Source organism: Pradoshia eiseniae, from assembly GCF_002946355.1.
In the GTDB taxonomy this organism is placed as follows: Bacteria; Bacillota; Bacilli; order Bacillales; family Pradoshiaceae; genus Pradoshia; species Pradoshia eiseniae.
In genome coordinates this window covers 149898-172053 of the sequence record NZ_PKOZ01000006.1, presented here as the reverse complement: position 1 = coordinate 172053, position 22156 = coordinate 149898, and the positions used below count along the sequence as shown (strand labels likewise).

The following is a 22156-nucleotide window of genomic DNA, read 5'->3' as shown; positions in this document are numbered from 1 at the left end:
CAGTAAATGATATACTAATGACAAGTTAATATTTGGTTAGAGATTTCGAGAGACCACGAATACATTCTCCGGCAAGGGGTAATGTATTTTGTGGTCTCTTTTTTCTTGATCAGGGTAGAAATTGAGGAGGTAGAACAAATGGAACTTAATAGTCTACGCAGAAGTGATTACAAGAATGAACTTAAACATACAAATTTTGATGTTTTAGTGATTGGCGGGGGTATCACCGGAGCAGGAATCGCACTTGATGCCGCTACCCGCGGAATGAAGGTCGCTTTAGTTGAAATGCAGGACTTTGCTGCAGGGACATCCAGCCGCTCAACAAAATTGGTGCATGGCGGATTGCGTTACTTAAAGCAGATGCAGGTTGGCGTTGTTGCAGAGGTAGGTAAAGAGCGGGCAATCGTGTATGAGAATGGTCCGCATGTCACGACCCCAGAATGGATGCTGCTCCCGTTTCATGAGGGAGGTACATTTGGGAAATTCTCTACGTCAATGGGACTTAGAGTGTATGACTTCCTTGCGGGCGTGAAGAAGCAGGAGCGCAGAAAAATGCTCTCCGTGCAAGAGACATTAGAAAGAGCGCCGCTTGTAAAGAAGGATGGACTCAAGGGCGGCGGCTATTATGTCGAGTACCGTACAGATGACGCTCGATTGACTATTGAAGTCATGAAGGAGGCAGCTGCACAAGGAGCGACTGTTATCAATTACATGAAAGCTGAGCAATTAGTGTATAGTAACGGCAAAATTACAGGCATTATTGGCAAGGACATGATTGATGGGGAAGAGATAACCATTCATTCCCGTAAAGTCATCAATGCTTCCGGACCATGGGTAGATACAATTCGTGAGATGGATCATTCCAAAAAAGGAAAGGTTCTGCAGCTGACAAAAGGTGTCCATATTGTCATTGACCAATCAAAGTTTCCTTTGCAGCAAGCCGTTTATTTTGATACGCCAGACGGGCGGATGGTGTTTGCTATTCCTCGAGATGGAAAAGCCTATGTCGGTACAACGGATACATTTTATGATACCGATCCTAAAAGCCCGCAAATGACGGATGCAGACAGGGATTATATCCTTGATGCCATCAATTATATGTTCCCGACAGTTGGGGTGACTAAGGATGATGTCGAATCCAGCTGGGCAGGAGTAAGGCCGCTGATTAGCGAGGAAGGCAAAGGTGCATCTGAAATTTCTCGAAAGGATGAGACTTGGGTTTCTGATAGCGGGTTAATTACAATCGCCGGTGGGAAATTAACGGGTTACCGCAAGATGGCTGAAACGGTCGTGAACCTTGTGGCTAAGCAGTTCCGTTCAGAAGGCTATAAGCTCTTCTCCAGCTGCGCTACGGAAAAAATGCCAATCTCAGGCGGGCATGTAGGCGGTTCTCAGCAGTTTGAGCGATATATCGAAAACCATATCAAAGAGGGAATTGATGCTGGACTATCTAAAGAAGAGGCCATTGCTATCTTAAAAAAATATGGATCAAATGCGCCGCTCCTTTTCAAGATGGCCTATGTTTATCAGGAAGAAGCGAAGCTGTCAGGACTTCCTCTTGACCTATTTGTTTCTCTTCATTATTCCATTGAGCATGAATTGGCGGCAACCCCGCTAGATTTCTTCAACCGAAGGATGGGTACACTTTTATTTGATATTAAGTCCGTCTTGAAGTGGAAGGAAGGGGTCATTGAAGAAATGGCGAAGGTCCTTCACTGGTCTGCCGAGGAAAAAGAGGCGAATACGAAAGAGCTTGATCAAGAAATAGAGAGAGCAACGATACCGCAGCCTGAATCAATGAAATTGTAATAAGATTTAACCCTTGGGACAACAAAGCCTAAGGGTTTTTTTTGTTCCTGTTCTTTTTGATTGAACCGGCTTCAAAAAGGGAATAGGGTGTAAATTGAAGCATAACCTTGATCATATGATAGTGGGAGCGGTTGAAGGACTGTTAACAATCGGGGGAAAAGATGCTGGGCTGTTCCCAGGAAAAAGGCTGATTTGATAGAATCAAATCAGCCGAGTATTTATTGTTTATTGGGTTTCTTCCTCTTGCACATACTTCATATACCCTCTGTAAATACCGAGAACGATGATGGCCATCCCGCCATTCAGCATGGCATATTGGATGTCCCATTGGCCCGTAATGAGGTTTTTGACAGAAAAAACACTGATCAAAATTAGCATGACCGAAATCAATATTTGGTAAGCTCTCATCTAGTAACACCCCTTTAAAAAATGATAATCCAACTTATTTTTTCTATTGTACTATGAAATTAAATGGATTTTAAGTAAAAATTTGTATATTTTATGTTTTTTTCTGTAAGATTAGGGTATGAACGAAATTCTAGCAAGCCTACTTCAAGTTTGAGAGGATGGATTGGAGGGTTTTATTGTCTAGAGGACCAATCCATTTCTTCTGGATGATGCCGTTGGAATCAATGAATATGCTTGTTGGCAGGGTGAGAACTTGATAGGATTCACCCGTTTTTCCTTTGGTATCGAGCAGGACAGGGAATGTTAAGTTGTTTTTTCTGAGATAGCCTTGAACATCATCAATTGCTTTCTCTGCATAAGTTAGGTTGATGCTAATGAGGTGAGCCTTAGGTTTGTTAGCAATGAAATAGTTTTCGAACACGTGCATTTCTTCCCGGCATGGTGGGCACCATGAGGCCCAAAAGTTTATCAAGACTTTTTCGCCCAGATAATCAGAGAGACGGATTTGCTCGCCGTCGGCGGTTTGCAAAGTAAAATCTGGAGCGGGCTGTCCTTCCTTGATCGGGTTGCGAGCATTAGCTGTATGGATGATGTCCCCTCGTTCGACAAGGGGTCTAGCTCCTGATAAAGGAATCAAAATCATGATGGATGCGATGCTGATAATGAGCTTCTTCATAGGATGGTCCTCCAAAAAAATAGATTGTCTATCAGCAGTATTGCCATTTACAATATTCTCTATTACGGGAATTATCAGCAGAAATGAGGGGATTCATAATGTTTTATATAGGGGTAGATATTGGGACGACTTCAACAAAAGCGGTCCTCTTTACCGAGGAAACAAAGGTTCATTGCGTGAGTCATGTAGAATATCCGCTGCACAGCCCTTTGCCAATGATTGCGGAACAGGACCCGGAAGAAATCTTCCAGGCGGTCATAAAAGCTATCAAGAATGTTGTTGATATGAGCGGTGCTGGACCGGATGATATCCGTTTTGTCTCTTTTAGCTCAGCGATGCACAGCATTATTGCTGTTGATGAGCAAGGGCTGCCTATTACCGCATGTATTACTTGGGCAGACAGCCGGTCTAAGGCATGGGCGGATAAGATCAAGAATGAAATGGATGGGCATGGGATTTACATGCGGACAGGCACCCCTATTCATCCGATGTCTCCTTTGGCGAAAATCGCTTGGTTAACCCATGATTGTCCTGATATTGCCGAGAAGACCTATAAGTATATTTCCATTAAGGAATATGTTTTTTATAAATTGTTTTCTCAGTTTGTGATTGACCACTCTATCGCTTCTGCAACAGGACTGTTCTCATTGGCAGACTTGGATTGGGATGAGGAAGCCTTGCGTGCGGCCGGAATCACAAGAGACCGCTTGTCCGAGCCTGTTGCGACAACTTGGCATACTGCCGGGATGAAGGAGCAATTTGCAGAAAAGATGGGACTTTCGGTTCGTACAGCATTTGTCATAGGTGCGAGCGATGGGGTCCTTTCCAATCTTGGCGTGAATGCGATAGATCCGGGAATTGTCGCAGTCACGATTGGAACGAGCGGGGCCATCAGAACGGTGACAGACCGTCCGGTGACAGATGAGAAAGGGCGTATATTTTGTTATGCTTTGACCGATAAGCATTGGGTAATCGGCGGACCAGTCAACAATGGCGGGATGACATTTCGCTGGCTCCGGGATGAACTGGCATCTGCTGAAGTAGAAACAGCCAGAAGGCTCGGAATTGATTCCTATGAGGTATTAACCCAGATTGCTTCAAGAGTTAAGCCTGGAGCAGAAGGACTGCTCTTCCATCCATATTTGGCAGGTGAAAGAGCCCCGCTTTGGAATCCGGATGCACGCGGTTCCTTCTTTGGGCTGGGGATGCACCATAAAAAGGAGCATATGGTTCGAGCCGTATTGGAAGGGGTCATCTTTAATCTTTATACCGTCTTGCTTGCTCTGCAGGAATTAATAGGGGTGCCAGAGAAGATAAAAGCTACAGGAGGCTTTGCCCGATCGCCATTATGGCGGCAGATGCTTGCTGATATTTTTAATCAAGAGGTGGAGATACCGGAGAGCTTTGAAAGTTCTTGTCTTGGTGCGGTTGTGCTTGGCCGCTACGCTATCGGAGAAATCCAGGACTTCTCGGTCGTAAAAACGCTTGTCGGCACAACCCATGTTCACACTCCAAATACGCAGCATGTCGAAGTTTACGAGGAGCTTATTCCGATCTATATCAGTATCTACCGCAAGTTGGAAGAGGAATATGCAAGCATCACCGCATTCCAGAATAAATGGGTGAATGAGATATTGGAATAGTATAACATTTTGTTTTTCCCTGACTCCTATTGACATTTTGTGCCGAAAAATAGTATTCTGAACATACGAAAATGAATAATGATATAAATCCTCATCAGAAAAGATGAGGTAGAGGTCGCGATATTTATCAGTAAGCTAGTATGAAGAGCCGGAAAGCTTGAGGACGCTAGCCGAAAGGAAATATCGCCGAAGCACCATTCTTTTCCGGGAATGGTAGCTGGGACTGCAGCCGAATAGGCGCAGGACTGTCATGGGAACATAAATATGCTCCCGTGGAGAACTATCCGTTTTTGTCTGGTGTGAACCTTTTTTAAACACAACACACCTGCTCCAAAAGGTGTGTTTTTTGTTTTTTTTGTCGGCTATCGAAGCAAAAAGTAATAGATTGTAAGTCCTGTTTCTAAAAAAATAGGCCAGCTTCATATAGTTTGTTACATAAAGAAAGTTCACATCTCGCTTGAGCCAAAACATGGATAATGTCTGAAATGGTAGTACATCAGTTTTGGAAGGGGAATGACTAGTGAATCAGAATAAACAACTGGGATTTTGGATTTTAACGGCATTTGTTGTCGGCAATATGGTCGGCTCGGGAATTTTTATGCTGCCTCGTACATTGGCGGAGGTTGCTAGCCCGGCAGGCGTTATTATTGCTTGGGGCTTAACTGGACTAGGAGTCTTAATGATTGCGCTTGTATTCGGGAATTTAGCTATGCGCAAGCCGCATTTGACCGGCGGGCCGCAAATATATGCAAAGGAATTGTTCAAAGAGGACTCTACTGCCTCGAAGCTATCAGGCTTTATGTCGACCTGGGGGTATTGGATTGGCAACTTTGCGGGTAACATCGCTATTGTTACCACATTTGCAGGGTATTTATCCGCATTTTTCCCTATTTTAACAAGCCAGGCTGTCCTGCTGACTGTTGGCGACTTTACGCTAAAGGTCGGTAATGCTTTAACATTCATGGTTTGTACGATTATGCTTTGGGGCGTTCACTATATTATTATGACCGGTATTAATCATGCCGGCAAAATCAATTTCATCGCGACTGCAGGGAAGGTTATTGGGTTTGGCTTATTTATCATCATTGGCTTGTTCGCCTTTGAAAAAGCAAATATCCTGCCACTTGTTGAAATGAAAGTAGATGGAAGCGGTGTTAGCCATGGCCTTATGGGACAAGTAAACTTAGCCGCTGTTTCTACTCTATGGGCGTTTCTCGGGGTTGAATCCGCGGTTGTCTTTGCCTCCCGTGCAAAAAGGAAATCAGACGTAAAGTCCGCGACCATTGTCGGTCTCATGATTGCCATAGCGATTTATATGGGGATAAGCACACTCGTGATGGGAATGCTCTCGCAGGATGCTTTGCTTGCATCTGATAAACCGCTCATTGATGCGATCACTGCAGTACTTGGACCAGTTGGCGGGAAGGCGCTTGCATTCGTGGGTCTGATCAGCTTGTTTGGTTCGACGATTGGCTGGGTGCTCTTGAGTGCGGAGATTCCGTACCAGGCGGCGAAGCAGGGTCTCTTTATACCGGCCTTTCTTAAAGAAAATAAGCATGGCATACCGACTTTTTCGATGATTGTTTCTAATGGTTTAGGTCAGTTATTCATCTTCTCGACAATCTCGAATTCGATTGCGTCAGCCTTTGATTTTATCATCTATATTGCAACGCTATCTTACTTAGTGCCTTATTTGATTTCTTCTACCTTCCAATTGAAGCTGGTCTGGACTGGGGAAACCTACCAAGCACATGAGAAGCGTTCGCGAATTTTTGATGGGTTGATTGGACTTTTAGCTACTGGTTATTCCATTTGGGTCATCATTAAAGGAACCGCAGATTTGACTACCTTCCTATTTGGAGTCATTTTGCTCGCGAGCGGAATCCTGTTCTATGGCTACCTGCCAAAGAACCAAAAAGAAGCCGAGCGTATTAAACGTGCCTATCAGAAGGAAGCCGCTCTTGCAGTGGATACAGAATAAAACATTGAGAGATCATGGAGGGTCAGATATATATGACCCTCCATGTTTTTTTGTGCGCTCAATTGTTAGGCAACTCAGTAAAAAGTGCCTGGGTGATAGTGATATAATTTTCGCAAGGACAAATAATCTTCACAAAAAATCCTTTGACATACCTGTGGGGGTATATTAAACTTTGAGCTATAGATTTATCATGAGGAGGAAAATAAGATGAAAATCCTGATTGTCGGAGGGGTAGCTGGCGGTGCATCTGCAGCAGCGCGTTTACGTCGTCTTAGTGAAAAAGATGAGATCATTATGTTTGAAAAAGGGGAGTACATATCCTTCGCCAATTGCGGTCTGCCGTATTATGTGGGAGAGGTTATCCAGAGTCGCAATAAACTGCTTGTTCAAACCGTGGAGGGTATGGGAACGCGGTTTAATCTCGATATCCGTAATTGGACGGAAATCGTTGGGATTGATCGTGAAGCCAAAACCGTAACGGCAAGGAAAGTAGCCACTGGTGAAGAATATACAGAGTCATATGATAAATTAATTCTTTCTCCTGGAGCTAGTCCGATTAAGCCAAGGATTGAGGGAATTGAAGAGGCTAATAATGTATACACACTGCGAAATATTCCTGATACCGATCGGATTAAGGAGAAGGTTGATTTAGAGAAGCCTGAGAAGGCGGTAGTGATTGGCGGCGGTTTCATTGGTCTGGAGATTGCGGAAAATCTGCGTGAGCGCGGTGTGGATGTAACGATTGTCGATATGAGTAGCCAAGTTATGGCTCCGATTGACTTCGAGATGGCGCAAATTGTTCATACTCACCTCCGTGAGAAGGGTGTTCAACTTCTCCTTGAAGAAAATGTGTCTGCCATTCTTGATGGAGGGAAAAAAGTAAGGCTAGATAGCGGTATCGAGCTCGAATCTGATATGATTCTTCTAGCAATCGGCGTGATGCCTGAAAGCACGATTGCCAAGGAAGCTGGTCTTGAGGTTGGTGTAAAAGGAGCCATAAAGGTTAATGAGCATTTGCAAACCTCTGACCCTTCCATTTACGCAGTCGGTGATGTGATTGAAGTGAAGGATTATATCCATGGCACTGATACTTATATTCCGCTTGCATGGCCGGCGAACAGGCAAGGACGCTTGGTTGCTGACCATATTCATGGGAAAGAAGCGGTCTATCATGGAACTCTCGGAACATCCATTGCAAAAGTGTTTGATCTATCTGTTGCTTCAACCGGAAGCAATGAGAAATTATTGAAACGACTTGGCGTGCCATACGAGGTCGTACATGTAACGCCAAACAGTCATGCCGGCTATTACCCTGGTGCTGCTCAACTTAATTTGAAGCTGATTTTTGATAAAGAGACCGGTCGTATATACGGGGCCCAGGCTGTAGGAAAAGAAGGCGTCGATAAGCGAATTGATGTTATCGCAACAGCAATTAAGGGCAATATGACGGTTCTTGATCTGCCAGATATTGAGATTGCCTATGCGCCGCCGTATTCTTCAGCAAAGGATCCGGTCAATATGGCTGGATATGCCGCCACCAATATTATGGAAGGCATGGCTGAAACGGTTCAATGGCATGAAATCGACGAGATTGTCGCTAATGGAGGATATTTATTAGATGTCCGTTCTCCAGGAGAAGTAGCGAAAGGGGCCATCAAGGGGTCTGTTAACATCCCAATCGATGAACTCCGCGGCCGCCTAGATGAAATTCCGCAGGATAAAGACCTGTATGTCACCTGCCAGGTGGGCATGCGCGGCTACCTAGCTGCACGCATCCTTGAAGGCAATGGAATAAGCGTAAAGAACTTAGACGGGGGATATCATTTGTATTCCATCGTTTATCGGTAAGAGATGGGAAAGACTGGGATAAAAGGTTTCTAACAACTAAGGACGCCGAACCATTTTAATGCATAGTTAAAATGGTTCGGCGTTTTTAATTAGTTTAACTTGAATATCGCTACTAGAATGCCGGTAATTTTACTGTAGAAGAACAAACCTAGGGGCGGACAGGGGAGCCTCCTAGAGTGCTTTGGCACTTCTGGGGAGTATCCTCTGTCCGCTAATCAGCAGGAGTCAGCCTGCTTCCGACGAAATTAATGATTTAGATTAACTAAGACTAGATTTTAGTAAAAACCTTCCGTTTTGGACATTGAAAATTCAATTATGTTCAAACCTATTTTTCTATTAATCCAGGATATAGTCGACTGCCTCCTTAAGACGCTGGGTGAAATTTGCTGGAATTGTATGGCCCATTCCTTTAATAGAAATGAATTTGTGTGGAATGTGATGATGCTCTAATAGCTGTACAAGCTTGAGGGTTTGCATATAGGCAGCATCCTGCTCACCAGCGATGATGACACCTTTTGCCTCATTCCTGTATTCTTTTGCTAGTTTTTCCATCTTAGATAGATCTTTAATATAAGGGATGACAGCGATGAATCCTCTGGCAGAAGGATGAGTGAGCCCTAGTTCAATGGCGAGTTTTCCTCCTTGTGAGCCACCTGAGATAATCAAATCATCAAATGGATGTTTTTCTTGAAATAAGCTTAGTGTTTCTTCAATATCTGCTTTTGCCTGTATTTCATCATCCCATACATAAGCATGGCTGCTCATCGCTTGAGAGGATTGTGCAAAACCAAAGGCATATTGATTTTCCGTTTCTGTATCCAAAAATATTTCCGAAAAAATCTCGGCATTCGAATATCTCATATGTAAGGCATAGATACCTGTTTTAGCCCTTGGATGTCCTTTCTCCAATAAAAGTGCTCTTGATGATGCCTTCTTTCTAGTGAGTGCCTCATCAAATTGCCTGATTAATTCTTTGAAATCAGGCAATTGCTCGAGAGCTTTAAATTCATCATCCATATAAAACATTTCAGGGCTAACCCAATAACCTTTGTCAAAAGCTAGCTGCAAGGTTTTGACGGCCTCTTTTTTCTTCCCTTCCGCCAGGTGGAGGCTTGCCTTCCAAAAGGCCAGTTTATCAAGCATAAGCGGATATTCATCTTCCATTTCGTGAAGCAATTTATGGCATTCATTGTATGCCTGATTCTTGAATAAAGTAATGAGCTCCTGCTGCTTGCTGCTAAAGTGAGTATATGTCGGCAAAGGTTTACCTCCTTTGATAATAGGTCTATTAAGCATTTCGTTTTAATTAGATTCAGATTCCTGTTTATCCGGCCAGCTTCGTCTCTGCTGGCTCCGGTAACTTACTTAAACTGAATACGCCGATCAAAAGAAAGGCTCCGCCCGTGATGAATGGGACATAGAAAGACGGGATGTAATCAAGTAAAAGTCCAAACAGAATCATGCCAAGGGGGGATATGGCCGCTGCAATTGTTTCTACTAAACCAAAGATGCGGCCGCGCATTTCATTTGGTGTTGTACGTTGAATCAAAACCATGATAGGGATATTAACAATCATGATGGAGGCCCCCGTTAAACCAAGCAGAATGATATAATAGCTGATATTTAAGGCAGATGAAGTGAATCCAAGCAATGGCGGTATCCCAATCATACTGATAAGCACTGACATCAGGAGAAAACCATTACGGATCATTCTAGTCTTCTGATTATGCTCCTTCTGTCTCGAGATGATCAAGGAAGAGACAAGTGCCCCGACAGAGACCATCGCTGCTGTCGTACCATATGCCTGTGAAGAAAAATTCAAGGTGTTGTTTAAGATATAGGGGATAGCCACATTAATACCGGCAAAGAAGAAATTGATCCAGAAGGCTATCTTGAGCAAGCTGTATAGAAAACCATTTCCCTTAAGGTAGCGGAATCCTCCTGCCAGGCTTTGAAAAAATGGCTCTGAAGGCCTGATTGAATTTTTGCTTTCATATAAGTTGAACCTGATGAAAAATTCAATGATACCTGCACTAAAGAACGTCACCGCAGTCAGCAATACGATGAGCTCAATGGAAAGGAATGCATATAGGATACCTGCAATGAGCGGACCGATAATTCCAGCAAGGGACGAGGCGGATTGGTTCAAAGATCCGGCTTTCTGGATGTTTTGATCACCTGCCATGGAGGCAAGCGCTGATGAGGCTGTTACTGAGAAGAAGGTCGATGTGATGGCCAGCAGTGCTTCAGATAAATAAAGCAAGAACAGCGGGAGTCCCCAAAAATACCCATAGAACAAGATGAACACCATTAATAGTCCGCTTGCCACTTCAGAGAGAATAATGAGCATTTTTCGATTGACCTTATCTGCGATTGTTCCAGCAAGCGGGCCGAAAAGAATCCGGGGCAATGAGGCGCAAACCAGTGCTATCGCAAAGCTCGTGCCAAGACCAGTGACCTTTAGTATATAAAGCCCAATGACAAAGGAATAAATGCTCGCGCCAGATAATGAAATGAACTTTCCGATGATAAATAATAGGATATTTCTTTGTGCCAATCGTTCCTTTTTCTCGGCTGAGAGAGCTGGATTCACGATGTTTCCTCCTTTTAAAAGATTAAAGGCTTCTTCAATAACGGATTTATATATGTAAGATAACAAATAAGCACGGTGGATGATTGTGAATCCATCAATGGGAGATTCACCGGCATGCTACATCGGGCCATATATAACTTAGCGATGTTAGATAAAAAATGATTAGACTATGGTAGAGGTTGAAAGGCTTGGATGTGGGAGGAGCACTTTATTTCGTGTTTTAGCAGTATTCGTAATGACCAGAACCAGAAATGGGCCCAATATTGACAATAAAGACGAATATAATCGCTATGGTGTTTCTGATGTTTTTCATTTTGTATTCTTTCCTTATGCCTTAAGTTTAGCTGGAATCATTTTTTTAGATAATGACCTCAAGCTTGATTTTTAACTAGGTCTCTAGACTGAGCCCCTTCTGCGACTCTTGCATAGGAGAAGAAAATTTCAATCACTGTTTAGCGTATGGAACTGATGAATGAGTCAGTTCCTTTAATTTTAACAGGAAAATGGAGAAGTAAAAAGGTGGAAAGACTGGTCCTTTTGATGTGGTTTATGTCTGAAATAAGATAGAAGGATATAAATTAGATAGGGAAACTATTATATAAGAATTATGAAATAGTTTATTTTACAATTTTGTGAACAGGTTCGTAAGTAGTGATTACTTGATAGTCTATAATGCTAGTAAGTTCTGAAAATTATTTTGTAAAATAATAATGAAGAATCAGTTAGGAGATGGTTCTGTCCATGTACATCTGGACAGAAATAAAGCCATAAAAAGAAGGGGTGTTGAATGTATTATTTGCGGATATTCCTATTGGTGACAGGAATTTGGCTGTTAATGATTGATGCTATGTCCGCTGATACAAGCCTCCAGGAGCAAATCGATAGGACTCCACCAGGCGGGACGCTGGTGATTGAAAACGGTACCTATAATGAGCCGATTGATATAAGGAAGCCGATCCGTATCGTAGCAAAAGATGAAGCGATGATTGTATACGATGGCGAGGAAGCAGCTGTCTCCATTAATGGAAATGATGTGTCTATTGATAATCTTACTGTAAAGGCTTCAGAAAATGCCACGGCTGCAGTCAGCGTTATTGGTGAAGGACATAGCCTTACAAACATGAAAATCACTACAGCCACAACAGCGATTAATCTGTATAAGGCAAGACATGTATTGGTGGAAGGTACAGAAATTATCGGGCAAGCTTGGAAGCGTGCGGTGAATTTAGATGAATCAGATGATAATATTTTGCGAGAGAACATCGTAAAAAACGTAGAAGATGGATTTTATGTAGAAGATAGCCATCGGAATCTATTTACGGAGAATGAAGTCAAGCAGGCACGATACGGGTTTCATATTATGTATTCACAGGAAATCACTCTTACTGAAAATGATGTCCAAAACAGCTATACAGGTGCAATGATCATGGGGGCGGATGGTGCGCTTATTAAACGGAACATTCTGAAGAATAACAATGAAAATGTAAATGCGCAAGGCTTGCTAATTTATGACTCAAGAGGCGTAATGATCAGAGACAATGAACTGATTAATAATAGGATTGGATTGATGATTGAGAAGTCTCTGGATAATCAAGTGAAGGACAACTTTTTCTCGTCTAATTATATAGCCATCCAGTTTTTAAGAGCAGCTGATAATGAAGTTTCAGGTAATCATTTTCAGTTGAATTTGAATGAAGCGCAGGCGATAGAGAGCAGCCGTAATACCGTCAGCCAAAACTTCTGGGATTCGTCCGTAAAGATTGATGTTGACCAGGACGGTTATGGTGATCTTGCGTACGAGGCAGATCCATACTTTTTGTCCTTGACAGATGAAGTACCGGAATATCAGTTGTTTTTTCAGTCGCCCGGTATGAGCATCTTACAGAAGATGCTTAAGAGCACGGACAATGCAGTGCTTGCCGATACGGAGCCGTTGATGAAACCAGAACAGGATGCCGAAGGACGTGCTGGCAGCCCTTTTATTGTTTGGGTCGTTGCATTTGTGATGCTTGGATTGAGTGTTATTTTATTTTTGGCGGGGAGGAAAAAGTCATGAAGAGATCTGGATTAGTGGGATTATCCATCCTTTCAATTGTTTTAATGCTGATGTTAGGTGCTTGTAATAATCAGGAGGCAGCGGAGCCAGTAGCTGTCGATGAAAAGACGGATACTTGCGCGACATGTAATATGTCAGTTGCGAATGATCAGCATGCTACCCAGCTCATCCTTGAAGATGGGAAGTCCCTGAAATTTGATGATATAGGCTGTATGTACAAATGGAAGAAAGAAAATGAGGACAAAAAAGTAGAGCAGGGATTTGTCCGAGATTTTGACACAGAGGAATGGATTAACGAGGAAGATGCGACCTATGTATACGGGGCAGAGATTGATACACCGATGTCCTACCATGTCATATCTTTTGAAAATGCTGATGATGCAAAAGCTTACGCTGAAGAACATTCAGGTGAAGTATTATCATATTCAGATTTAGCAAACCATGAATGGGCAATGGACAAAAAGAAAGGTATGCACAGTCATAGCATGTAAGAGACAAAAAGATTAGATTCAGGCAACCGTTTCTAGGTTGCCTGTTTGTTCATATAGCTCAAGTGATGGAGGTGGAGGTTTGATGTGGACGATTTGGCGGTCTGAATGGAAAACCACTACAAGGCAAAAGTCATACTACGCCATTCTCATTCTATGGCTCTTAGTCATAAGCTTGTTGATTATCCTGGAGGGAACGAATGGCTCTATATCAGGATACACGAATATTACTGGGACAATCGTCAATATCATGCTGTATATTTTGCCGCTCTTTATGCTTATCTACGGATCGTTCGCGATTGCGGGTGAGATGGAGAATGGTCAGTGGAGTCTTTTGTGCACATATCCGCTGGAGATGTCATCCTATTTTTTTGGAAAGCTCGGCGGACAATTTACTGCACAGGCAGTCAGTTATTCACTCGCCTATTGGCTGAGTATGCTGCTAGGGTTGATAACCGGTCTATCGATTTCAATGAATTGGATGCTTGTGCTCTATATCTTTTCCTTGCTGCTCATTCTCTTTTTTCTTAGTATCGGTTTATTTTTGGGCGCCTTTGTCAGTACGAGATGGCAGGCCTTGACCTATTCTGTAGGGGGGTGGTTCGTGCTCATCATGATTTGGCCGACTTTATTGATTGCCATGACGAGTGCCCTGCCATATCCGATGATTGGGCCGGTCATGAAAACGGCTATGTTCATAAATCCGGCTGAATTTACGCGGTTTTTCCTTGTTGTGAGGCTGAATGCCGGTTCTATCTTCGGTCAGGCATATGATTCAATTGTTCCGTTATTCGAACAAGGAATCGTATGGGGCGTTATTTTTTTATACGGATTCACGGTAATTGCGTTCTTAGGAGGTCTTTCAATATGGAAGTTAAAGAGAAGGAGAGCAAACTAGACGGAAACCTGGTATTGGAGGCAGTGTCCAAACAATATAAGAAAAATCAAGCCCTTCACCCATTTTCGATGAGAATGAGAGCGGGGGAGTGTGTCGTCCTCTGCGGCGGGAATGGTGCAGGGAAGAGCACGATTCTGAATATATTGGCGGGAATTTCGAAGCCAACAGCGGGGAAAGTTATCTTAAATGGAATTGAGATGGAGAAAGATAAGATGGCCTATGTTGCTGATATTGGCTATATGCCAGATGAATTTTTGGCGCAGGGAGAGATGAGTGTTTGGGAGTTCCTCCGGTTCTATGCCTCTCTGCGTATGGTGTCTGAGGATAAGATTGACCAGATTATCATGCAGATTGGCTTAGTTGAAAAAATGCAAGAGCAGGTGAAGGCTTTATCCAAAGGAATGCGCCAGCGCTTGCTCCTAGCCCAAGCCATCCTCGCTGATCCTGAATTGCTCATTATGGATGAGCCGACAAACGGACTTGATCCTTTTTGGATCAATGAATTTATTGAATTGATTCAGATATTGAAGAAAAAGGGCATGATGATTGTGTTCTCGACTCATATGATGGATGTCGCCGCAGAGGTTGGTGACCGCATCTTGTTTATCCATGAAGGAAAGCTTGCTGAGTCGCTAGTCAATGATGGAAAGGACATTCCTGGATTTACGAGAAGATTATTGGAACTTTATCGTTCGAATTAACTAGACATACCATGGCGTTTTTGCCATGGTTTTTTATATATTCTTCTTAATCGGTAGGGCGAATGGCTAAAGGATAATGAGAAATCCAGCGGCTATTAAAATAGTCCCTAAAATACGAGAGACTATTTTTTTCATCCCCTGAAAACCTGCATCCACAAAATGATGTTCATTAAGACAAGGGCTTTTTTCTTAATGACATGACCAAAAATCCCATAAACAGGATAATAAATTCCAATTATAATGCTGAAAATAGTTTCAATTATCTGTAACCTCCATACTTAACGATACAATTCACTTTAAATATCCAATTGGTATAAAGGGAGAAAAGGAGCTTTTCTGTGAGGAGAGAAAGAGGAGCGACATTTTTGACTAGGATTAGTAAAAAAATCAAGGGAGATAGAATGTGGTTAAACATTCTATCTCCCTTGTTTAAAACTTATCTTCATTCAATGACAGGATTATTATCAGTTTTCTTTGGATCAGAGCCGCTGATACTTGGAACCTCCAGCATATCAAGTACGAAGATAAAGATCGGTATCCCGAGAATCAAGCCCCAAATGCCGAGGAAATGCTCCGAAAGCACGAGGACAAGAAAGGTATAAAACGTTGGCAAGTGTGTTTTGGCAGACATAAATTTAGGATTTAAGATATAGCTCTCTAGCGCATGAATGGCTGCTATTAAGATAATGACATATAGGACATGCATGCCGCCGCCGATTTGGTAAGCAATCGTGCATAGCGGTACTAAAGAGATGATGACGCCTGCTACTGGAATTAAACCAAGCAGAAAAATCATGATTCCGAGCCCAAGTAATTGGGGGAATCCTAAGAAATATAGAATGATTAGCGATAATACAGCATTAACGGAGGCAATCAAGAACTGCACTTCAATCACCTTTCCGAAGGAATTGACAAACACATTTCCTAAATGCTGAAGTTCCCTGAAAATCGTTCCTAGCTTGCTGTCTTTGAACGTACTTGTGAAACGGCCGATTCTTTCTTTCTCTAATAGGAAGAACAGGCTTAATAAAATAGATATAAATAGCTGCAAGCTGACCTTGCCGATATCAGCGGCATATGTATAAACGGCACTTGCGTTTTGTTCGATATCAGTGGGAGAAACTAGCTTGTTCATGGCGCTAATAATAACTTCAATTGCACGATTATCTGGCGGGTTCTTATAGAATTCAATTAAAGCACTCACTAATTGTGTCAGCTGCATGGTGATTATAGGTATGTACTTATAGATAACCATAACCATGGAAGAGATTAAAACAGAATATAATATGATAATAATCACTTGGGGACTTATCTTAATTTTAAGCGTTTTCTTCAATGATGCGGAGATAAAACGCTCTAATCCGCCCATTAGAAAGATGAAAATAAAGGTGAATAATATCAAATTGATCATATCTCTTAGAGCATAAAAGAGTATTATGAGTATTAAAAAGGTTAGAAAGCGGATAAACCCTTTGCTTTTTACTAGCTGATTGATTGAATACATTGACGGCTGATACTCCTTTCGGCTCATTTCCAAGCTACTTCAATTATACCTGTAAGAAGCTTGCTTTATAAGGGGAAGCAATAAAAATATTTAAGGGAACAAAGTCATTCGCCGTTAAACAAATATTTGGTACGTTTTAGATTTATGCCAATTGGATAAATAAGTATATACAATGATGGGGGGATGTTATGATGGGGCTTAAAGAACAAAGAAGTGAAAAAGTAGCGATTGTGACTGGTGGCGGTTCTGGTATTGGGGCCGCAACAGCGAAAAGATTGGCTGAGAGCGGTATTCACGTGTGCTTATTGGACATCAATTATACCGGTGCGGATAAGGTTCGCTCAGATATTGAAAATAGCGGCGGCGGTGCATGCATACATGAGGTGGATATCAGAGAAGAACGGCAGATTGAAGCAGCTATCGATGATATCGTCAAGAAGTACGGCAGACTAGATGTCCTCTTTTGCAATGCAGGTATTAATGGTACGTTGTCCTCCATTGAACATCTAGATGTATCTGATTGGGACAGAACGATAGAAACTAATCTCCGAAGTACTTTTCTGTTCGTGAAGTATTCCATCCCGCATATGAAAGAAAACGGCGGCAGCATAATCATTACAAGCTCCATTAATGGAAATAGACGGTTTGCAGGGTTTGGCATGGCAGCCTACAGTACATCAAAAGCAGCGCAGATTGGCTTTATGAAGATGGCGGCGTTAGAGCTTGCCCGCTACAAAATTCGGGTAAATGCCATCTGTCCAGGTGCTATCGAGACTAATATAGATCTTTCGACTGAAAAAAATGAGAGTGTGAAGGAAATTGAGATACCGATCGAATATCCGGAAGGCATGCAGCCTCTCGCCAAAGGTCCTGGGCAGCCAGAACAAGTGGCAAGCCTCGTTTCTTTCCTTGCTTCAGATGAGTCGAGCCATATATCCGGTACAGAAATTTATATAGATGGAACGGAATCATTGCTTTAATATAGACTGGGATGATAAACCAGGCAGACTATATGAATAGATAAAAGGACTTCGCTGATTGTGAAGTCCTTTTTAGCTTTGGCCAGTTATTTGCTTATTTGGCAATTCTCCTTTTTTCTAATATTTTCAGAAGGATAAAGATTAGCAGGGCTCCAAGACCCATTCTTATACTGAAAGCTGCAAGGTTACCTGTATAGCCGAAGGCGATTGATTGTTGGAGAAAATATACATCATTTGTTTCGGGTAAATTGGGTTGATAGAAAACAGTTTGCACAATGCCAGTGGCCAATTCTCCAAAGAAATAAAGAAGGTTTATAATGGCTGATAAATATATGGATTGAAGAACTGCTTTCAAGGTTAATTCCTCCAGTCACTTTCTTTCCATAATATTACATGCTTTTGGCTGTGTAAAACAAAAAATAATCCCCCAATTAAATCACCATACTAACAGGAATATGATAAAAGGAGGAGGTTCTATGGACCCGCTGATTCCTTTTGAGCCTATCTCGGCTTCCCATATTCCTGTTGAAGGAGATTGGGCGTTCCAGGTGAAATGGGATGGGGTGAGGATTCTTGTCTATAAATCAGGTGCTGAGACAGAGGTTATTAATCGTCATTTAAATAACCGGACACTCCAATATCCTGAGCTAGTCGAAACAAAAAGTTATTCAAAAGAAGACAGCTTCATCCTTGATGGAGAGGTCATCGCCCTTGTGAACGGGAAGCCATCGTTTCACGAGGTCATGAAACGGGACCGTCTAAGGGGGAAGGAAGCTATTGAGCTTATGAGAGATGAGGTTCCAATTATTTATATGGTGTTTGATTGCCTGTATATGAACGGTCTTTCACTGATGGACAAGCCCCTGCATGAGAGGCAGCAGATGCTTCGGTCAATCATCAAAGAAACAGAGCATATACGTATAACGGAGAATTTCGATGAGGGAGATGGTTTGCTGCGGGCCGTGAAGGAACAAGGCCTTGAGGGAATTGTCTGCAAGGATTTGAACTCATGCTATTTGCCTGGCGGTAAGGACCCCCGCTGGCAAAAAATCAAGAATTACCTGGATGTGATTGCCGTTGTATGCGGGTTCATCAAACAAGGCACCAGAATCCGTTCTCTCCTGCTGGGCTTATATGGAGAGGACAATAAGCTTTATTACATCGGCAAAGCTGGAAGAGGCCGGTACAGCGACAAGGAATGGCAGACAATTCAAGAGTATCTTGAACGGGCTGAACAACCGAATAGCCCATATGACCACCCGCATAAAGAGGCTAGGGATTGCCAGTGGTTAAGCCCAATATACACGGTGAAAATCCAATTCCTCGAATGGACCGCATCCAAGACTCTGCGTCAGCCAGTACTCGATTCTTTTGTAGAACGGAAACCGCTTGAGTGCCGGTTTGAGAAAGGGGAGCGCTGATGAGATATTATGCTGCAACATTTCTGCGCAAATTAGACAGGAGGACAGGACTTGCTGAGGTTGCCGTTCTAAAAGGGCAAGAAGTCATTACCATTGCGGTCGTGAAGGAGCGGTTCAAGAAAGAGGAGAAGGAAGCTCTTTTAAAGCTTTTAATCGAGAGAGGGGCAGGAGAGGAAGCAGAAAGCTTGGATGTTCCGCCTGGCATTTGCGTGGAAATTAGCTTCAGTGCTTTACAGGAGGGGGATGTGCTCAACCCTCGGTTTGAGAGGCTGCTCTTGACCCATGACTGGCAAGCCTGTACATGGGTCAATCTCTTTCTTGCCCAATATGAATCGCTTGAGCTGACCAATCCCCATAAGGAAATATGGTCAAGTCATGGTGTTACAAAGGAGCGGTACATGGAGTATTTGATTACAATAAAAGACAAAATGCTGCCGTTTCTTTCGGGGAGACTGCTCACGGTTAAGCGTTATCCTGAGGGAGTTGGTGCAAGCGGATTTTATCAAAAATCTGCCCCCATGCATGCTCCACACTTTGTCCGAAAGGCTAGAGAAGGAAGCGATATCCATATCATCTGTGAGAATGGCCAAACATTACTTTGGCTTGGGAATCAAGCGGCCATTGAATTTCATATCCCATTTAATACCGTTGATTCAACTTTCCCGAGAGAAATAATTTTTGATCTTGACCCTCCCTCACTTGGGGATTTAAGTCTTGCCGTAGAAGCAGCCCTCGAAATGAAAACGCTGTTCGACCGCTTTAATCTCCATTCTTTCGTGAAATTGTCTGGGCGTAAAGGAATTCAGGTTCATTTGCCCCTGAACGATGACATTCTTTCTTATGAAGAAACACGGGTATTTACGGAATTCATTGCGTTCTATCTAGTGGAGCAATTCCCTGCTCAGTTTACCGTAGAGCGTTTGAAGAAGAACCGTGGAGGCCGATTATATGTGGACTATATCCAGCATGATTTCAAAAAGACCATCATTTGCCCCTACTCGCCCCGTGAAACAGAGGAGCCAGGAATTGCCGTTCCCTTATACTGGCAGGAAGTTCAGCGGGGAATCAACACGGGCGATTTTTTGATGGAAGAAGTCCAAAGAAGAGTAGAGAGAGGCATGGATCCATTTGAGGGGTATTTCGCTGTCCAACAGGGAAGCCAAATCAAAGAATTGATTGCTATCTTAAAAGCAAGATGATGAAACGGTATGGTTTTGGACATGATAATGGCAAAAAGAGAAGGTGTTCTTATGCATACAATCTGGAAGGGGACCATCAGCTTTGGTCTTGTCAGTATTCCAATCAAGCTTCATGCTGCTACGGAGAATCAAGACTTGCCTCTTCGCACATTACATAATAAGTGTCATGCCCCGATTCAATACAAAAAAGTATGCTCGGTATGCGGGGAGGAAGTGCCGCAGGAGGATATCGTAAAGGCATACGAATATGTAAAAGGGAAGTTTGTCGTGCTAGATGAAGAGGAGCTGCAATCTATCAAGAAGGAGCTGGAAGAGAAGGCAGTTGAAATCATTGATTTCGTCAAGATAGAAGAGATTGATCCTATTTATTTTGAGAAGAGCTACTATATCTCGCCGAATGAGGGCGGAGTGAAGGCCTATACCTTATTAAGAAGAGCGCTTAAGGACTCTGGCAAGGTAGGTCTAGCGAAAATTACCATTCGCGCGAAGGAATCAATGGCGGTTGTTCGTGTGTATGAGCAGACTTTGTTGATGGAAACCATCCATTTTCCTAGTGAAGTCCGAAAAGCATCAGATGTACCCAATATTCCTGTCGTAGAAGAGGTTGTCCCAAAAGAACTGGATACAGCCATATTGCTTATCGATCAATTAACAACTGAGTTTGAGCCGAGCAAATATCATGATGAATATCGCTCTGCTCTATTAGAGCTGATTGAACGCAAAAAGGCAGAGCAAACGGTTACTCCTGCTGCAGCTAAGGCGCAAAAATCCAATGTTGTTGATTTGATGGCTGCCCTCCAAGCTTCCATCGATCAAACGAAGCCGCAAGCAAAACCTGCACGTAAACGAGCCCCTCGCAAGAAAAGGGAAACCTCATAAGAAAATGGAAGTCTGTCTTGCCGGCAGACTTCCATTTTTTCACTCAATTAACTCTCACATTTCACAAGAATCCGGCCCTTTGCTTTGCCTTCTAGCGGGATGGATAGGAAGTCTGGTAGCTCTTGAAGCGTAACTTCCTGTTGTATGAAGACATCAAGATTATCAGGCTTGAAATCTGTCGCCAGCCGTTTCCATACGGATAGTCTTGTTTCCATTGGACAATAAACAGAATCAATTCCAAGCAGATTGACCCCGCGCAAAATGAACGGGAAGACAGTTGCGGGAAGCTTTGTTCCAGCTGTCAATCCGCTGACGGCAACAGAACCCCCATATTGAATTTGGCTTAATAAAGAGGCCAGTGGCTCCCCGCCGACTGGGTCAACAGCAGCTGCCCATTTCTGCTTCCCTAATGCCCGTATCTTTCCGTCAAACACTTCTTCACGGGAGATGATTGCGGAAGCACCAAGCTCAGTTAAAAAGCCGGCTTCGGATTCTTTACCCGTGCTTGCCTCAACAGTGAAGCCAAGATTGGCAAGTATGGAAACCGCAAAGCTTCCGACTCCCCCGGTTGCTCCAGTAACGAGAGCCTTTCCGCTTTCAGGAGTGACACCGCTCTCGAGAAGTCTTTGAACAGAAAGGGCTGCGGTGAAGCCGGCAGTCCCCATGACCATCGCTTCTTTTAAAGAGAGTCCCTCTGGCAGCGGAACAATCCATTTTGCTGGAATGCGGGCATATTCGCTATAGCCCCCATAATGGGAGACGCCAATTTCATAGCTTGTCGCGATAACCTCGTCGCCTTCCTTGAAGCGGGAGTCATCGGAAGACATGACCACTCCGGCCAGGTCAATGCCGGGAACGAAGGGGTATGTACGTACAATGTTTCCATTTGGAATTGTCGCCAGGCTGTCCTTATAGTTTACACCCGAATACTTGACCTTGATAAGAACCTCTCCCTCAGGCAGGTCATCGATGGAGAGTTCTTTGACATTCACAGAAAATTCTTCGTCCTCTTTATTTACAACAAGGGCATTAAATTTAGCCATCAATAGATTTCTCCTTTCAGAACTGGATT

At 43.1% G+C, this 22156-nt stretch carries 19 protein-coding genes and 1 riboswitch; of the genes, 12 read left to right on the top strand and 7 right to left on the bottom strand.

Going from position 1 to position 22156, the window contains the following annotated elements; all coding sequences use genetic code 11:
- The first annotated feature begins 138 nt into the window (after positions 1-138).
- Positions 139-1809 (top strand): glycerol-3-phosphate dehydrogenase/oxidase, encoded by a 1671-nt coding sequence (locus CYL18_RS11940; protein ID WP_104849738.1) that lies wholly within the window; start codon positions 139-141, stop codon positions 1807-1809.
- A 225-nt stretch (positions 1810-2034) separates the two neighbouring features.
- Here CYL18_RS11940 and CYL18_RS11935 read toward each other — a convergent pair whose 3' ends face one another.
- Together CYL18_RS11935 and CYL18_RS11930 are read right to left on the bottom strand one after the other, a co-directional pair.
- Positions 2035-2217, bottom strand: coding sequence for a hypothetical protein (locus CYL18_RS11935; protein WP_104849737.1), 183 nt, complete (start codon positions 2215-2217; stop codon positions 2035-2037).
- Between the two features lie 139 nt (positions 2218-2356).
- A complete protein-coding gene (locus tag CYL18_RS11930) occupies positions 2357-2893 on the bottom strand; it encodes a peroxiredoxin family protein (RefSeq protein WP_104849736.1) in 537 nt (178 codons plus the stop codon).
- A 98-nt stretch (positions 2894-2991) separates the two neighbouring features.
- On the opposite strand from CYL18_RS11930, the gene gntK reads away from it, so the two are divergent.
- The 3 genes from gntK (at position 2992) to CYL18_RS11915 (ending at position 8365) form a co-directional block, all read left to right on the top strand.
- The gene (gntK, locus tag CYL18_RS11925) at positions 2992-4536 is read left to right on the top strand and encodes a gluconokinase (RefSeq protein WP_236636419.1); all 1545 of its coding nucleotides are present in this window, start codon (positions 2992-2994) and stop codon (positions 4534-4536) included.
- Between the two features lie 101 nt (positions 4537-4637).
- Positions 4638-4827: riboswitch (Lysine riboswitch) on the top strand.
- Positions 4828-5056: 229 nt separating this feature from the next.
- Positions 5057-6517 carry an amino acid permease gene (locus tag CYL18_RS11920; RefSeq protein WP_104849734.1) on the top strand — a complete coding sequence of 487 codons (1461 nt, stop codon included), beginning with the start codon at positions 5057-5059 and terminating at the stop codon, positions 6515-6517.
- Positions 6518-6724: 207 nt separating this feature from the next.
- Positions 6725-8365 (top strand): CoA-disulfide reductase, encoded by a 1641-nt coding sequence (locus CYL18_RS11915; RefSeq protein ID WP_104849733.1) that lies wholly within the window; start codon positions 6725-6727, stop codon positions 8363-8365.
- 336 nt (positions 8366-8701) lie between these two features.
- Here CYL18_RS11915 and CYL18_RS11910 read toward each other — a convergent pair whose 3' ends face one another.
- Positions 8702-9625, bottom strand: a complete 924-nt coding sequence (locus CYL18_RS11910) for a hypothetical protein (protein WP_104849732.1) — start codon at positions 9623-9625, stop codon at positions 8702-8704.
- A 64-nt stretch (positions 9626-9689) separates the two neighbouring features.
- A complete protein-coding gene (locus CYL18_RS11905; protein WP_161497134.1) occupies positions 9690-10958 on the bottom strand; it encodes an MFS transporter in 1269 nt (422 codons plus the stop codon).
- Between the two features lie 787 nt (positions 10959-11745).
- On the opposite strand from CYL18_RS11905, the gene CYL18_RS11900 reads away from it, so the two are divergent.
- The 4 genes from CYL18_RS11900 (at position 11746) to CYL18_RS11885 (ending at position 15101) form a co-directional block, all read left to right on the top strand.
- On the top strand, positions 11746-13014 hold the full coding sequence (locus CYL18_RS11900; protein WP_104849730.1) for a right-handed parallel beta-helix repeat-containing protein: 1269 nt from the start codon (positions 11746-11748) through the stop codon (positions 13012-13014).
- Positions 13011-13505: a nitrous oxide reductase accessory protein NosL gene (locus tag CYL18_RS11895; RefSeq protein ID WP_236636417.1), complete on the top strand. Its 495-nt coding sequence runs from the start codon at positions 13011-13013 to the stop codon at positions 13503-13505. The genes CYL18_RS11900 and CYL18_RS11895 overlap by 4 nt, the downstream gene beginning before the upstream one ends.
- Positions 13506-13587: 82 nt before the next feature.
- A complete protein-coding gene (locus CYL18_RS11890; RefSeq protein ID WP_104849729.1) occupies positions 13588-14400 on the top strand; it encodes an ABC transporter permease in 813 nt (270 codons plus the stop codon).
- Positions 14370-15101: an ABC transporter ATP-binding protein gene (locus CYL18_RS11885; RefSeq protein ID WP_104849728.1), complete on the top strand. Its 732-nt coding sequence runs from the start codon at positions 14370-14372 to the stop codon at positions 15099-15101. Before CYL18_RS11890 ends, CYL18_RS11885 begins: the two co-directional genes overlap by 31 nt.
- A 442-nt stretch (positions 15102-15543) precedes the next feature.
- On the opposite strand, the gene CYL18_RS11880 is transcribed toward CYL18_RS11885, so the two are convergent.
- Positions 15544-16605 carry an AI-2E family transporter gene (locus CYL18_RS11880; protein ID WP_104849727.1) on the bottom strand — a complete coding sequence of 354 codons (1062 nt, stop codon included), beginning with the start codon at positions 16603-16605 and terminating at the stop codon, positions 15544-15546.
- A gap of 191 nt (positions 16606-16796) precedes the next feature.
- Between CYL18_RS11880 and CYL18_RS11875 the strand changes: the two genes are divergently transcribed.
- Positions 16797-17585, top strand: coding sequence for an SDR family oxidoreductase (locus CYL18_RS11875; protein ID WP_104849726.1), 789 nt, complete (start codon positions 16797-16799; stop codon positions 17583-17585).
- 94 nt (positions 17586-17679) lie between these two features.
- On the opposite strand, the gene CYL18_RS11870 is transcribed toward CYL18_RS11875, so the two are convergent.
- Positions 17680-17940: a hypothetical protein gene (locus tag CYL18_RS11870; RefSeq protein WP_104849725.1), complete on the bottom strand. Its 261-nt coding sequence runs from the start codon at positions 17938-17940 to the stop codon at positions 17680-17682.
- Positions 17941-18061: 121 nt separating this feature from the next.
- On the opposite strand from CYL18_RS11870, the gene CYL18_RS11865 reads away from it, so the two are divergent.
- From CYL18_RS11865 to ku, 3 genes are read left to right on the top strand one after another with little or no spacing between them, the layout of a single operon-like run.
- Positions 18062-19006, top strand: coding sequence for an ATP-dependent DNA ligase (locus tag CYL18_RS11865; protein WP_161497133.1), 945 nt, complete (start codon positions 18062-18064; stop codon positions 19004-19006).
- Positions 19006-20205 (top strand): non-homologous end-joining DNA ligase, encoded by a 1200-nt coding sequence (gene ligD / locus CYL18_RS11860; RefSeq protein WP_104849723.1) that lies wholly within the window; start codon positions 19006-19008, stop codon positions 20203-20205. The genes CYL18_RS11865 and ligD overlap by 1 nt, the downstream gene beginning before the upstream one ends.
- Positions 20206-20256: 51 nt before the next feature.
- The gene (gene ku, locus CYL18_RS11855) at positions 20257-21084 is read left to right on the top strand and encodes a non-homologous end joining protein Ku (protein ID WP_104849792.1); all 828 of its coding nucleotides are present in this window, start codon (positions 20257-20259) and stop codon (positions 21082-21084) included.
- Positions 21085-21131: 47 nt separating this feature from the next.
- Here the strand turns inward: ku and CYL18_RS11850 are convergent, their stop codons facing one another.
- Entirely contained in the window at positions 21132-22127 is a 996-nt protein-coding gene (locus CYL18_RS11850; RefSeq protein ID WP_407984534.1) for an NADPH:quinone oxidoreductase family protein, read from the bottom strand.
- Between the last annotated feature and the right edge of the window lie 29 nt (positions 22128-22156).

Coding starts and splice junctions, on each gene's coding strand:
- CYL18_RS11900 (WP_104849730.1), top strand. CDS start 11,746: ATGTATTATTTGCGGATATTCCTATTGGTGACAGGAATTTGGCTGTTA.
- CYL18_RS11850 (WP_407984534.1), bottom strand. CDS start 22,127: ATGGCTAAATTTAATGCCCTTGTTGTAAATAAAGAGGACGAAGAATTT.
- gntK (WP_236636419.1), top strand. CDS start 2,992: ATGTTTTATATAGGGGTAGATATTGGGACGACTTCAACAAAAGCGGTC.
- CYL18_RS11915 (WP_104849733.1), top strand. CDS start 6,725: ATGAAAATCCTGATTGTCGGAGGGGTAGCTGGCGGTGCATCTGCAGCA.
- CYL18_RS11895 (WP_236636417.1), top strand. CDS start 13,011: ATGAAGAGATCTGGATTAGTGGGATTATCCATCCTTTCAATTGTTTTA.
- CYL18_RS11935 (WP_104849737.1), bottom strand. CDS start 2,217: ATGAGAGCTTACCAAATATTGATTTCGGTCATGCTAATTTTGATCAGT.
- CYL18_RS11885 (WP_104849728.1), top strand. CDS start 14,370: ATGGAAGTTAAAGAGAAGGAGAGCAAACTAGACGGAAACCTGGTATTG.
- CYL18_RS11875 (WP_104849726.1), top strand. CDS start 16,797: ATGGGGCTTAAAGAACAAAGAAGTGAAAAAGTAGCGATTGTGACTGGT.
- CYL18_RS11890 (WP_104849729.1), top strand. CDS start 13,588: ATGTGGACGATTTGGCGGTCTGAATGGAAAACCACTACAAGGCAAAAG.
- CYL18_RS11880 (WP_104849727.1), bottom strand. CDS start 16,605: ATGTATTCAATCAATCAGCTAGTAAAAAGCAAAGGGTTTATCCGCTTT.
- CYL18_RS11930 (WP_104849736.1), bottom strand. CDS start 2,893: ATGAAGAAGCTCATTATCAGCATCGCATCCATCATGATTTTGATTCCT.
- ku (WP_104849792.1), top strand. CDS start 20,257: ATGCATACAATCTGGAAGGGGACCATCAGCTTTGGTCTTGTCAGTATT.
- CYL18_RS11865 (WP_161497133.1), top strand. CDS start 18,062: ATGGACCCGCTGATTCCTTTTGAGCCTATCTCGGCTTCCCATATTCCT.
- CYL18_RS11940 (WP_104849738.1), top strand. CDS start 139: ATGGAACTTAATAGTCTACGCAGAAGTGATTACAAGAATGAACTTAAA.
- ligD (WP_104849723.1), top strand. CDS start 19,006: ATGAGATATTATGCTGCAACATTTCTGCGCAAATTAGACAGGAGGACA.